This window comes from Subtercola boreus (assembly GCF_006716115.1).
Lineage (GTDB): Bacteria > Actinomycetota > Actinomycetes > Actinomycetales > Microbacteriaceae > Subtercola > Subtercola boreus.
In genome coordinates this window covers 2,030,580-2,044,019 of sequence record NZ_VFOO01000001.1, presented here as the reverse complement: position 1 = coordinate 2,044,019, position 13,440 = coordinate 2,030,580, and the positions used below count along the sequence as shown (strand labels likewise).

The 13,440-nt window shown below is 62.3% G+C and carries 7 protein-coding genes and 2 rRNA genes; 7 read left to right on the top strand and 2 right to left on the bottom strand.

Translation table 11 applies throughout. The annotated features are described in order from the left end of the window. Window positions 1-38: 38 nt before the first annotated feature. From FB464_RS09515 to FB464_RS09505, 3 genes are read left to right on the top strand one after another with little or no spacing between them, the layout of a single operon-like run. Window positions 39-1,301, top strand: a complete 1,263-nt coding sequence (locus FB464_RS09515; protein WP_116414080.1) for a pyridoxal-phosphate-dependent aminotransferase family protein — start codon at window positions 39-41, stop codon at window positions 1,299-1,301. Then, window positions 1,298-2,644 (top strand): allantoate amidohydrolase, encoded by a 1,347-nt coding sequence (locus tag FB464_RS09510; RefSeq protein WP_116414081.1) that lies wholly within the window; start codon window positions 1,298-1,300, stop codon window positions 2,642-2,644. The genes FB464_RS09515 and FB464_RS09510 overlap by 4 nt, the downstream gene beginning before the upstream one ends. Then, complete coding sequence (locus tag FB464_RS09505) at window positions 2,644-3,549, top strand: MurR/RpiR family transcriptional regulator (RefSeq protein WP_116414082.1); 906 nt, start codon at window positions 2,644-2,646, stop codon at window positions 3,547-3,549. The genes FB464_RS09510 and FB464_RS09505 overlap by 1 nt, the downstream gene beginning before the upstream one ends. 53 nt (window positions 3,550-3,602) lie before the next feature. On the opposite strand, the gene FB464_RS09500 is transcribed toward FB464_RS09505, so the two are convergent. After that, window positions 3,603-6,131 (bottom strand): transglycosylase domain-containing protein, encoded by a 2,529-nt coding sequence (locus FB464_RS09500; RefSeq protein WP_116414083.1) that lies wholly within the window; start codon window positions 6,129-6,131, stop codon window positions 3,603-3,605. 14 nt (window positions 6,132-6,145) lie between these two features. Beyond that, complete coding sequence (locus FB464_RS09495) at window positions 6,146-6,763, bottom strand: nucleotidyltransferase family protein (RefSeq protein WP_246092998.1); 618 nt, start codon at window positions 6,761-6,763, stop codon at window positions 6,146-6,148. 56 nt (window positions 6,764-6,819) lie between these two features. On the opposite strand from FB464_RS09495, the gene uraD reads away from it, so the two are divergent. From uraD to FB464_RS09475, 4 genes are all read left to right on the top strand, one after another. Beyond that, a complete protein-coding gene (gene uraD, locus FB464_RS09490; protein WP_246092997.1) occupies window positions 6,820-7,365 on the top strand; it encodes a 2-oxo-4-hydroxy-4-carboxy-5-ureidoimidazoline decarboxylase in 546 nt (181 codons plus the stop codon). Further along, complete coding sequence (uraH, locus tag FB464_RS09485) at window positions 7,362-7,703, top strand: hydroxyisourate hydrolase (RefSeq protein WP_211327316.1); 342 nt, start codon at window positions 7,362-7,364, stop codon at window positions 7,701-7,703. The genes uraD and uraH overlap by 4 nt, the downstream gene beginning before the upstream one ends. Before the next feature lie 537 nt (window positions 7,704-8,240). Further along, window positions 8,241-9,766, top strand: a 16S ribosomal RNA gene (locus FB464_RS09480). Window positions 9,767-10,233: 467 nt separating this feature from the next. Beyond that, window positions 10,234-13,355: ribosomal RNA gene (locus FB464_RS09475) — 23S ribosomal RNA — on the top strand. The 16S and 23S rRNA genes sit together here, the layout of an rRNA operon. Window positions 13,356-13,440: the final 85 nt, after the last annotated feature.

Sequence of the window (13,440 nt, the reverse complement as noted above, 5' to 3'; positions counted from 1 at the left end):
TCACCAGCCAGCCCATCAACCCCCCGTCGCGCCTCCTGATGGGCCCGGGCCCGATCAACGCCGACCCGCGGGTGCTCCGCGCGATGTCCGCCCAGCTCCTCGGCCAGTACGACCCGGCGATGACCGCGTACATGACCGAGACGATGGGGCTCTACCGCGAGGTCTTCCGCACCGCGAACGAGCAGACGCTCCTCATCGACGGCACGTCCCGCGCCGGCATCGAAGCCGCTCTCGTCAGCATGATCGAGCCGGGTGACCGCGTGCTGGTGCCGGTCTTCGGGCGGTTCGGTCATCTCCTCCGCGAGATCGCGGAGCGCTCGGGTGCCGAGGTGCACGTGCGGGAGGCCGAGTGGGGCACCGTGTTCACGCCCGAGCAGATCGAGCAGGCCGTCATCGAGACGGAACCGAAGATCCTCGCCGTCGTGCACGGCGACACCTCGACCACCATGGCCCAGCCCCTCGACGAACTCGGCGCGATCTGCCGCGAACACGGTGTCATCTTCTACACGGATGTCACGGCCTCCCTCGCCGGCAACACCTTCGAGACCGATGCCTGGGGTCTCGACGCGGTCACTGCGGGCCTCCAGAAGTGCCTCGCCGGGCCCAGCGGATCGGCCCCGGCGACGTTCTCGCCCCGCGCCGTCGAGCTCATCAATGCACGCAAGAGCATCGAGGCGGGCATCCGTTCGGACGGTGACGAGGTACGCGCGACACCCATCCGCTCGAACTACTTCGATCTGGCCATGATCTTCGACTACTGGGGTTCCAAGCGGCTGAACCACCACACCGAGGCCACCTCGATGCTCTACGGGTCGCGGGAATGCGCCCGCCTGCTCGTCGACGAGGGCATCGACAACGCGGTGGAACGTCACCGGATGCACGGGGGAGCCATGCTCGAAGGCCTCAGGGGCCTCGGGCTCGAGATCTTCGGCGACGTGTCGCACAAGATGAACAACGTGACGGCGGTGTACATCCCGGACGCGGTCTCCGGAGACGCGGTGCGCGGCGAGCTGCTCGACGACTTCGGCATCGAGATCGGCACCTCCTTCGGCCCGCTGCATGGGAAGGTCTGGCGCATCGGAACCATGGGGTACAACGCGCGGAAAGACACGGTGCTCACCACCCTCGCCGCGTTCGAACAGGTGCTGCGGCGGGCGGGCGCATCCGTGACGGCCGGTGGCGGAGTGGGCGCAGCCTACGACTTCTACGCCGACGAGGCTGCGGGCGCGAATGCCGGTGAGGCTGCGGGCGCCGACGTGCGCGAGGCGGAGCTGGCCGACCTCGAGCGGGCCGGCCTGTGACAGCATCCTCCGGCGGCGGTCCCGCGACCCTCGACCGCACCGGCGCGCTCTCCCTCCTCGCGCGCTGCGACGAGCTCGCCACCTACAGCACCCTGCCGGGCGGCCTGATCAGCCGCGTCTACCTCACCGAGGAGCACCGCGCCGTCAACGCGCTCGCCGCAGAGTGGATGATCGAAGCCGGCATGCGCACGTGGCAGGATGCCGCGGGCAACCAGTGCGGTCGCCTCGAAGGACGCACTCCGGGCCTGCCGGCGCTGCTGCTCGGCTCCCACCTCGACACGGTTCCCTCCGCCGGACGGTACGACGGAATCCTCGGCGTGCTCATCGCCATCGCGGCGGTGGACCGCATCCATGCCAGCGGCATCGACCTCCCGTTCGCACTCGAAGTCGTGGCGTTCGGAGACGAGGAGGGAACCCGGTTCGGCCGCGCCCTCCTCGGAAGTCGAGCGCTCGCCGGAACCAGCGATCCCGCCTGGCTCGACCTGGTCGACGAACACGGAGTCACCCTCCGCGATGCCTACACGGCCTTCGGGCTCGACCCGTCCCTCCTCGGAGCGGCGGCCCGTCAGCCGCGCGAGCTCGTCGGCTACCTCGAGGCGCACATCGAGCAGGGCCCCTACCTCGAGGAGGCCGGCCATGCTCTCGGCATCGTCTCCTCGATCGCCGGTGCCCGCCGCTTCGCCATCACCGTGAACGGCCACGCCGGTCACTCCGGCACACCGTTCGACCGCCGGCACGATGCGCTCGCCGGAGCGGCGGAGATCGTCATGCTCATCGAACGCACGGCGCGGGATGCAGGGCTCATCGCCACCGTCGGACACCTCGACGTCTTTCCGAACGCGGTCAACGTCATCCCCGGGCGGGTCGAGCTGAGCCTGGATCTGCGGGCCGAGTCCGACGCCGACCGGGACCGGGTCTGGCAGCAGATCAGCACCGACATGACCTCGATCTGCGAGTCTCGCGGCCTCACCGTTGAGACGCGGCAGACGCACAATGCACCCGCTGTCGCGTGCAGTCCGCGGCTGCGGGACGCCATCGCGGCCGGAATCGCCAGCACCGGGAACATCGAGCCGATGCTCCTCCTCAGCCGGGCCGGCCACGACGGGATGGCCGTCGCCGACGTCACCGACATCGCCATGCTGTTCATCCGGTGCCGCGGCGGCGTGAGCCACCACCCCGACGAGCACGTGCTGGCGGCGGATGTCGCGGCGGCGACCGACGCGTTCGAGGCCGCCGTGCTCGCCCTCGTCGCGGCCACACCCGAGCTGGCTGACGGGCCCGCTGCCCCGTCGGCCCCCGTCGCGGCAACCTCCGCCCCGGCCACGCCGGGCACGGAGGCGTGATGCCGCAGTCGACCGCCACGGCCACCCCCGCCACCCCGGCCGCCCCCGCCAGCCCGGCCGCCGCCGCGCCCATCGGCCAGCGCATCGACGAGAACTACGCCGAACTCTCCCCGCAGGAGCAACGGGCGGCCGACGTCATCCTCGACCATCTCGACGATCTCGCCCTCTACAACGCCAGCGAACTCGCCCGGTTGAGCGGAGTCTCGAAGGCCACGGTCAGCCGTCTCTTCCGGAGCCTCGGGTTCGCGGACGCCCAGGAGGTTCGCGACCACGCCAGGGCTCTCCGCAGCCAGGGTGTGCCGCTCGGCGGTATCACTCTCGACCCGCAGCGCTCGTCGGCGGTCGACGCACACCTCGCCCAGGAGCAGTCGAACCTCCGCGCGATGCTCGCCACCGTCTCCGACGGACGCCTGACGGAAGCGGCCGGCCTCATCGCCCGCGCCCGCCGCGTCGTGGTCATCGGTCTCCGCAACTCCTACCCGCTCGCCCTGCATCTCCGGCAGCAGTTGGTGCTCGGGCTGACCGACGTGCGTCTCGCGCCAGCACCGGGCCAGTCGATCGGTGAGGAGCTTGCGGGACTGACGGCGAACGATGCGGTCGTTCTCGTCGGCTTCCGCCGGCGCCCCAGCGGTTTCGGCCGGATTCTCGATGCTGCCACCACCCTGTCGGTCCCGATCGTGCTGCTCGCCGACCCCTCGGCACGGCGTCACGCCGACCGTGTCGCCTTGTATCTCGAGTGCCCCGTCGACAGCGTGCTCGCGGTGGACAGCTACGCCGCCGCCAACAGCCTCGTCGCTCTGCTCGCGACGGAGAGCCTGGCGGTCGCCGCCCGCGGAAGCCGCACGCGCATCGCCTCGATCAACCGCCTCTACAGCGGTCTCGACGAACTCGAACCGCCCGCCTGATCCGGCTGCCCTCCTTCCCCGGCTGCCCTCTGCCCGGGCGCTTCCGGGCTTCCTCACTTGCGCGGGCACACCGTCAGGGCGACGGTCGCTGTCGTGCGATTCACCTCTCCGGGCCCCGGGGACTGCCCGACGATCGTGTCGCTCGCGCAGTTCGGGTCGGGGCTGGCCGACTGCGACACCTTCCACCCGCTCAGGGCGCCGATGGCGCTCGCAACTGTTCGCCCCACCACGTTCGGCAAGACCGACAGTTGTCCGTTGCTCGGGAACACCGCGACGTCGGATCCCTTCGTCGTGCTGCTCCCCGACGGCGGATCCGACCCCACGACCTCACCCTGCGGCCTCGTCGAATCGACAGCTGAGCCTTCGGTTCCGGTGAAACCCGCGTTGTTCAGGGCGTCGACCGCCGCTTTCACCGACATCCCCGACACGTCGGGAACCGTGGCCGACTGGCCCACGCGCAGGCTGCGGTCTGGCGTCGGGAAGTCGTCGCCGCCGTAGCTGTCTCCCGTGTCGCGGTAGAAGTCGCGCCACATCAGCATTCGGGTTACGCCGTTTTTGATCCCGCCGCTCCCTGGACCATAGATGGTTGTGTTCCGGATCGAGACATGCCCGGACACATTCCCGGTCCACGCCGCCGTCACCAGCTTCGTGGTGCCGCCCACGAGCCAGACACTCTCCTCGTTGTCGGAAGTACCGGTCTTTCCCGCGTGCGCGGTTCCGTCGCGGGGGTTCCCCGGCTTCGCCGTGCCGTCGGTGATCACACCCTGCATCGCGTAGGTCGCCGCCACCGCAACGCTCGGGTCGATCGCCTGTGTGCACGTCGACTTCGGCACCTCCACGGCCGCTCCATTCGCATCGGTGATGCTGTCGATCGCGACGGGGCTGCAGAAGACGCCCTTGTTGATCACCCCGGCGAACGCCGCCGCCATGGCGAGCGGGGCGATCTCGTTCGTGCCCAGCACAGCCGTGATGTTCGTCTGGAGGGCCTGTCCGTCCGCGCGATGCACGCCGAGCGATTGCGCGACGTCACGGATGTCGCAGGCCTCCAACTGCTGGGACATCGCGATGAAGGCGTTGTTCACCGACTCCTCGAACTGCGTTAGCACGGCCGCCCGCCCACCTGCCTCGCCGGCATCGTTTCCGGAGGTGTAGTAGCCACCCCCGTCCTGGCCGTTGCAGTTGCGGAAGCTCGACTTGGCGAACTTCTGGTTGTTCGACCCGTTCACGATGTCGCCGAGCGAGTGACCGGTCTGGAGCCAGTTGATCAGCGTGAAGAGTTTGTACGTCGACCCGACAGGGAAGCCGGTCGAGCCTCCGTAGTCTGCGTCGGTCGCGTAGTTGACCGACGTCGCATCGGGACCGGCATCGGGAGCCTCGCTGAAGTTCTTGTTCTGCGCCATCGAGGTGACGCGCCCGGTTCCCGGTTCCACGGTGACGATGACGCTCCCGAGGTCGAGCGCGTCGGTCGAGTAGGGCACGTAGTACTTCGTCGTGTCGTCGGCCTGTTTCTGCAACCGCATGTCGAGGGTCGTGTGGATGCGGTAGCCACCGGTGTTCAGCCGGTGCGAGCGTTCTTCGTCTGTGGCGCCGAAGGCCGGATCGTGCTCGATGATCTTCCGCACGAAATCGCAGGCGAAGCCGGCTCCGTCGATCGCCGTCTGGCATCCCGTCGACGGCTGGGTGATGTGCGCCTCCACCGGCGTCGCGACCGCCTCGTCGAACTGCTGAGGCGTGATCGCGTGCTCCTTGAGCATCGACGCGAGGATGTCCTTGTCGCGGCGGGCTTTGTTCTCGGCGGTGTGCTCGGCGTCCAGGTCGATCCGCAGGGCCTCCGGTTCGTTGACGATCGCCGCGAGGCTCGCCGCCTGCGGGAGCGTCAGGTCGCGGGCACTCACGCCGAAGTAGTACTCGGACGCCGCCTGGATGCCGTAGACCCGGCCGCCGAACAGGGCGATGTTCAGGTAGCCCAGCAGGATGTCGTCTTTGCTGAACTCCTTCTCCAGGCCGATGGCGAGCTTCGCCTCCTGAAGCTTCCGTGCGGGTGTGCTGGCGGTTGCCTCGTCGTACGCGGCCTGCCGCGCGACCGGATCGGGCAGCGCTTCGGCCCGCTGCACGCGGATGTTCTTGACGTACTGCTGGGAGATCGTCGATGCGCCGCTCTGGATCGACGCGGCGAAGAAGTTCGAGAACAGCGCCCGGGCGGTGGACTGCACATCCACACCGCCGTGCACATAGAACCGCGGATCCTCCGTTGAGACGATGGCGTCTTTGACGTACAGCGAGATGTCGTCCCAGCCGACGCTCTGCCGGTTCTGCTCGAAGAACGAGGCGAGCAGAACCTCTGTTCCGTCGGGATTCCGCCCATACACACTCGACGTCTGCGACAGCGCGTCGGGGCGGATGTAGTCCGGCAGGTTCTCGAAGACCCCGATGGTGCTCTGCGCGGCGACGCCGGCCACGGCGATGACCGGCGCGACCATGGCCGTGACGAGCACCCCGGCGACGACGCCCAACACACCGAGGCCGACCAGTCCGCCGAGCATGCCGCGGAGGCGGCGTGTGCGGCGGGATGGGGGAATCATCCCCACACCTTAGCTCATTCCCGAGCAATACTCAGATCATGGACGGTGTCGACATCTTCTCCCGACTCGAGGTCGCCGCACTCGACCCGGCAGGCGCCGTGCGAACGCAGATAGTCCTTGGCGCCCGAGTCCCCCCGAAGCACCTCGGCCAGTGCGGTCCAGTGCGATCTTCCGAGCAGCACCGGATGCCCGGGACGCCCCCCGAACGTCGCCTGCACCAGAGCGTCTTCCGGCGCATCCACGGTTCCTGCTGCGCGGATTCGTCCCACGGTCTCGGCTCGGAGGGACGGAGTGTCCACCAGTGTGACGATCACCGCATCGAGCTGCTCGGGCGAAAGAGCTGCGAGACCGGCCCGGAGCGAAGCAGACATACCCTCGTCCCAGCGCTCAGCCCGGCGGACGATCAGTCGGGGCTCACCGCTGAAGGCTCTGTCGAGAAGCGGCGCAACCTCGTCCGCGCCCGCTCCGACGACCACGACCACCGGTGAGCATCCGGAATCGAGCAGTACCCGGGCGCCGCGCACGACCCAGGGTTCCCCCGATGCCGCGCGCACCAGCGCCTTCGGTCCGCCCATTCGGCTGCCGGCACCCGCGGCGAGAAGAAGCCCGGCCACCCGCGATTCGTCACTCACCCGTTCATCGTAGGCGTGAGTGCCCTCTCAGCGCGGGTGACTGCCGAGTCGTCGGCGTGAAGGCCCCGCTCCGCCCTAAGCTTGGGTTACCGTCTGTCGACCAGGAGGTCACCCTGCTGAACCTGCAAGCGTCTGAGCTCCGCGAACTGCTCATTCCGTGCCTCGCGGTTCCGCGCTGGGTCGACGAGCTGGTGGATGCCGCACCCTACAACTCACGCGAGGCGCTGTTGCAGACGGCCCGACGTGCTGCCACCCCGCTTACGCCCGATGAAATCGCCGAGGCTCTTGCCGAGCATCCGCGTATCGGCGAGACGCCGGTCGGGGAGGGTGCCGCGCAGAGCTTCTCGCGGGGTGAACAGGCCTCCTCAGACTCCGACGACGTCGTCGTGAATGCCGCCATCGCCTCTGGCAACGCGGAGTACGAGCGCCGGTTCGACCGAGTCTTCCTGATCAGGGCGAAGGGGCGTTCCCGGGCGGAGATCCTCGTCGAGCTCCAGCGCCGGATGCAGCTCGACGACTCTGAAGACATCGCCATCGTCGGCTCCGAGCTCGCGGACATCGCGCTGCTCCGCCTCGAATCCTCCTTGGAGACACTGTCGTGACACGCAGCCACATCACGTCTCACGTGCTCGATTCCACGCTCGGTCGCCCCGCTGCGGGAGTGCCTGTCACCCTCGAGCGCGCAGTCGACGGCGACTGGATGCTCGTCGCTTCCGCCGTGACGGACGATGACGGCCGCGTGGCCGCACTCGGTCCGGTCGCGCTGCCGACCGGCACCTATCGAGTGGGCTTCGATACCGCCGCCTACTTCGAAGCGACCGGGCAGCCCGTCTTCTACCCATCTGTGTCGGTGGCATTCGTGCTTGCTGAAGAAGGTGAGCACTACCACATCCCGCTTCTGCTCAGCCCGTTCGCGTACTCGACCTACCGGGGCAGCTGAGGCCTGTTTCCGGGGGTCCGCGAGCCGATTTGCATTCTCGCCAAGACCTCCGTAATGTAACTACTCGTCACCCCAAAGGTGCCGGAAAGCCGAAGTGCTTCTGGGCCTCAAGTGGGGGCCATCCCACCTCAGTCACACAAATTCCCTAGGGTATTTCTGCGGCTGAAGCGTATGATGTAAAACCACTCCCGCAACAGTCAGTTCAGGTTCTTTTGGCGACTTCGGTTGCAGCGAAGAATGACGATTTGACACCGCGGCGGGAAGTGCTAAGGTAGTGAAGTTGCCCCGAACAGGGTCTGGTTCTGAGAATCGGATCGGCTCGGGAGCGTCCGATCTTTGAGAACTCAACAGCGTGCACATTGTCAAATGCCAAATCCCCGTGGCCACTTTTGGTGGTCCGGGTTCCTTTGGGAAATGAAATTAGTGGGCTTCTCTTTGGAGGGGTTCACGGACAAGCAAGTCAGTAATGATTTGTTCTGTCAGCATCAAACTTGTCAATTAGCATTCGATTCCCGTTTGTTGGTTGGCGCGTAAGCATTTACGGAGAGTTTGATCCTGGCTCAGGACGAACGCTGGCGGCGTGCTTAACACATGCAAGTCGAACGATGAAGAGGTGCTTGCATCTTGGATTAGTGGCGAACGGGTGAGTAACACGTGAGTAACCTGCCCTTGACTCTGGGATAAGCGTTGGAAACGACGTCTAATACCGGATATGACGACTGAACGCCTGTTCTGGTTGTGGAAAGATTTTTTGGTCAAGGATGGACTCGCGGCCTATCAGGTTGTTGGTGAGGTAATGGCTCACCAAGCCTACGACGGGTAGCCGGCCTGAGAGGGTGACCGGCCACACTGGGACTGAGACACGGCCCAGACTCCTACGGGAGGCAGCAGTGGGGAATATTGCACAATGGGCGAAAGCCTGATGCAGCAACGCCGCGTGAGGGATGACGGCCTTCGGGTTGTAAACCTCTTTTAGTAAGGAAGAAGAACTTCGGTTTGACGGTACTTGCAGAAAAAGCACCGGCTAACTACGTGCCAGCAGCCGCGGTAATACGTAGGGTGCAAGCGTTGTCCGGAATTATTGGGCGTAAAGAGCTCGTAGGCGGTTTGTCGCGTCTGCTGTGAAATCTGGAGGCTCAACCTCCAGCCTGCAGTGGGTACGGGCAGACTAGAGTGCGGTAGGGGAGATTGGAATTCCTGGTGTAGCGGTGGAATGCGCAGATATCAGGAGGAACACCGATGGCGAAGGCAGATCTCTGGGCCGTAACTGACGCTGAGGAGCGAAAGCATGGGGAGCGAACAGGATTAGATACCCTGGTAGTCCATGCCGTAAACGTTGGGAACTAGATGTAGGGACCATTCCACGGTTTCTGTGTCGCAGCTAACGCATTAAGTTCCCCGCCTGGGGAGTACGGCCGCAAGGCTAAAACTCAAAGGAATTGACGGGGGCCCGCACAAGCGGCGGAGCATGCGGATTAATTCGATGCAACGCGAAGAACCTTACCAAGGCTTGACATGAACGAGAACGGGTCAGAAATGATCAACTCTTTGGACACTCGTTTACAGGTGGTGCATGGTTGTCGTCAGCTCGTGTCGTGAGATGTTGGGTTAAGTCCCGCAACGAGCGCAACCCTCGTTCTATGTTGCCAGCACGTTATGGTGGGAACTCATAGGAGACTGCCGGGGTCAACTCGGAGGAAGGTGGGGATGACGTCAAATCATCATGCCCCTTATGTCTTGGGCTTCACGCATGCTACAATGGCCGGTACAAAGGGCTGCGATACCGTAAGGTGGAGCGAATCCCAAAAAGCCGGTCTCAGTTCGGATTGAGGTCTGCAACTCGACCTCATGAAGTCGGAGTCGCTAGTAATCGCAGATCAGCAACGCTGCGGTGAATACGTTCCCGGGCCTTGTACACACCGCCCGTCAAGTCATGAAAGTCGGTAACACCCAACGCCAGTGGCCTAACCTTCGGGAGGGAGCTGTCTAAGGTGGGATTGGTGATTAGGACTAAGTCGTAACAAGGTAGCCGTACCGGAAGGTGCGGCTGGATCACCTCCTTTCTAAGGAGCACGTTCACGGTCCGTCTGTATACAGCGGAATCGCCGTGACAGTCATTTCATCGGAAGTTATCTGGTGGTGACGCTCATGGGTGGAACATTTGACATTCACGTAGTGCTTGCCTGGTTGTTAGTACGACGGGTTCCTTCGGGGGCTGGTTTGGAACGCAGTTGGAACGAGTGGCCGTGTTGTGCACGCTGTTGGGTCCTGAGGGACCGGGCAGCCTTTTCGTCGTGGTTTCACGGTGGGAGGGTTGACTGTTGAACTCTGGACCTTATTTCGGTTCGAGACTTTGTTTCGGATTGTTTGGGGTACCGCCCGTATTTTGAGAACTACACAGTGGACGCGAGCATCTCCAGACGCGAATGAACTTGCACCCTTTTGGGGTGTGGGGGTTTTGTTGTCTGGTAATCAATGTTCGTCTGATTTATTTCAGACATACATTGGTCTTTGTTGTGCAAATTTTGTTTGAGAAGTTTTTAAGAGCAAACGGTGAATGCCTTGGCATCTGGAGCCGAAGAAGGACGTATAAATCTGCGATAAGCCTCGGGGAGCTGATAATAGAGCTGTGATCCGAGGGTCTCCGAATGGGGAAACCCCGCCAGGCCCTTTGGGTGACCTGGTGACTCCCGCCTGAATATATAGGGCGGGTAGAGGGAACGAGGGGAAGTGAAACATCTCAGTACCCTCAGGAAGAGAAAACAATAGTGATTCCGTGAGTAGTGGCGAGCGAAACCGGAACAGGCTAAACCGTTCATGTGTGATAGCCGGCAGGCGTTGCATGTTCGGGGTTGTGGGACTTTCCAGCAGTTACTGCCGTACTGCGAGAGTTACAGCGCTATATAGACGAATGGGATTGAAAGCCCAGCCGTAGCAGGTGCCAGCCCTGTAGTCGAAATGTAGTTATGGCTCGGAGAGTATCCCAAGTATCGCGGGGCCCGAGAAATCCCGCGTGAATCTGTCAGGACCACCTGATAAGCCTAAATACTCCCAGATGACCGATAGTGAACAAGTACCGTGAGGGAAAGGTGAAAAGTACCCCGGGAGGGGAGTGAAATAGTACCTGAAACCGTTTGCTTACAAGCCGTCGGAGCGCCCTTTGTTGGTGTGACGGCGTGCCTTTTGAAGAATGAGCCTGCGAGTTAGTGATCAGTGGCGAGCTTAACCCGTGAGGGGAATGCGTAGCGAAAGCGAGTTCGAATAGAGCGTATGAGTCGCTGGTTCTAGACCCGAAGCGAAGTGATCTATCCATGGCCAGGTTGAAGCGACGGTAAGACGTCGTGGAGGACCGAACCCACTTCAGTTGAAAATGGAGGGGATGAGCTGTGGATAGGGGTGAAAGGCCAATCAAACTTCGTGATAGCTGGTTCTCTCCGAAATGCATTTAGGTGCAGCGTTGCGTGTTTCTTGCCGGAGGTAGAGCTACTGGATAGCCGATGGGCCCTAAAAGGTTACTGACGTTAGCCAAACTCCGAATGCCGGTAAGTGAGAGCGCAGCAGTGAGACGGTGGGGGATAAGCTTCATCGTCGAGAGGGAAACAACCCAGACCACCATCTAAGGTCCCTAAGCGCGTGCTAAGTGGGAAAGGATGTGGAGTTGCATAGACAACCAGGAGGTTGGCTTAGAAGCAGCCACCCTTGAAAGAGTGCGTAATAGCTCACTGGTCAAGTGATTCCGCGCCGACAATGTAACGGGGCTCAAGCACGCCACCGAAGTTGTGGCATTTATATTTTTGGCAGGCCTTTGTGGTCCAGCCGTATGGATGGGTAGGAGAGCGTCGTGTGGCCAGCGAAGCGGCGGTGTAAACCAGCCGTGGAGGCCACACGAGTGAGAATGCAGGCATGAGTAGCGAAAGACGGGTGAGAAACCCGTCCTCCGAAAGATCAAGGTTTCCAGGGCCAGGCTAATCCGCCCTGGGTAAGTCGGGACCTAAGGCGAGGCCGACAGGCGTAGTCGATGGACAACGGGTTGACATTCCCGTACCGCAGAAGAACCGTCCAAGCCAATCCACTAATGCTAAACATCTGAAACCTGTTAGACCGATCCCTTCGGGGTGAGGCGTGCAGGCGTAGCGTGTGACCCTATGGTGGTGCGGTTAGCGTATTAACAGGTGTGACGCAGGAACGTAGCTGAGCCGGGCGATGGTTGTCCCGGTCTAAGAATGTAGGCCGAGGGGTAGGCAAATCCGCCCCTCATTAAAGGCTGAGACTCGATGGGTACCCTTCAGTGGGGAAATCAGTGATCGTCTGCTGCCAAGAAAAGCATCGGCGCGAGGTTCCATGTGCCCGTACCCCAAACCGACTCAGGTGATCAGGTAGAGAATACTAAGGAGATCGAGAGAATCGTGGTTAAGGAACTCGGCAAAATGCCCCCGTAACTTCGGGAGAAGGGGGGCCCGAACTGTGAAGGGATTTACTCCTGGAGCGGTGCAGGGCCGCAGAGACCAGTGGGAAGCGACTGTTTACTAAAAACACAGGTCCGTGCCAAGTCGCAAGACGATGTATACGGACTGACGCCTGCCCGGTGCTGGAAGGTTAAGAGGAAGAGTTAGCCGCAAGGCGAAGCCCAGAATTTAAGCCCCAGTAAACGGCGGTGGTAACTATAACCATCCTAAGGTAGCGAAATTCCTTGTCGGGTAAGTTCCGACCTGCACGAATGGCGTAACGACTTCCCAGCTGTCTCAACCGCGAACTCGGCGAAATTGCACTACGAGTAAAGATGCTCGTTACGCGCAGAAGGACGGAAAGACCCCGTGACCTTTACTATAGCTTTGTATTGGTGTTCGGTGTGGCTTGTGTAGGATAGGTGGGAGACTGTGAAGCGGGCACGCTAGTGCTGGTGGAGTCATTGTTGAAATACCACTCTGGTCACTCTGGATATCTAACTACGAACCGTAATCCGGTTCTGGGACAGTGCATGGTGGGTAGTTTAACTGGGGCGGTTGCCTCCTAAAGAGTAACGGAGGCGCCCAAAGGTTCCCTCAACCTGGTTGGCAATCAGGTGGCGAGTGTAAGTGCACAAGGGAGCTTGACTGTGAGACTGACAAGTCGAGCAGGGACGAAAGTCGGGACTAGTGATCCGGCAGTGGCTTGTGGAAGCGCTGTCGCTCAACGGATAAAAGGTACCTCGGGGATAACAGGCTGATCTTGCCCAAGAGTCCATATCGACGGCATGGTTTGGCACCTCGATGTCGGCTCGTCGCATCCTGGGGCTGGAGTAGGTCCCAAGGGTTGGGCTGTTCGCCCATTAAAGCGGTACGCGAGCTGGGTTTAGAACGTCGTGAGACAGTTCGGTCCCTATCCTCTGCGCGCGCAGGAAATTTGAGGAGAGCTATCCCTAGTACGAGAGGACCGGGATGGACGAACCTCTGGTGTGTCAGTTGTACTGCCAAGTGCACCGCTGATTAGCTACGTTCGGAACGGATAACCGCTGAAAGCATCTAAGCGGGAAGCCGGCTTCAAGATGAGATTTCCATACCACTTTGTGGTGAGAGGCTCCCAGGAGACTACTGGGTTGATAGGCAGGATGTGGAAGCACCAACTAACGAGGTGTGGAGCTGACCTGTACTAATAAGCCGACAACTTCACAAACACCACCACCCCCGCAACGGGTGTGGCTGAAAGTGATCTGCGCACCAAAGACAATCGCGTCCACTCTGTGGTTCCCGACATACGG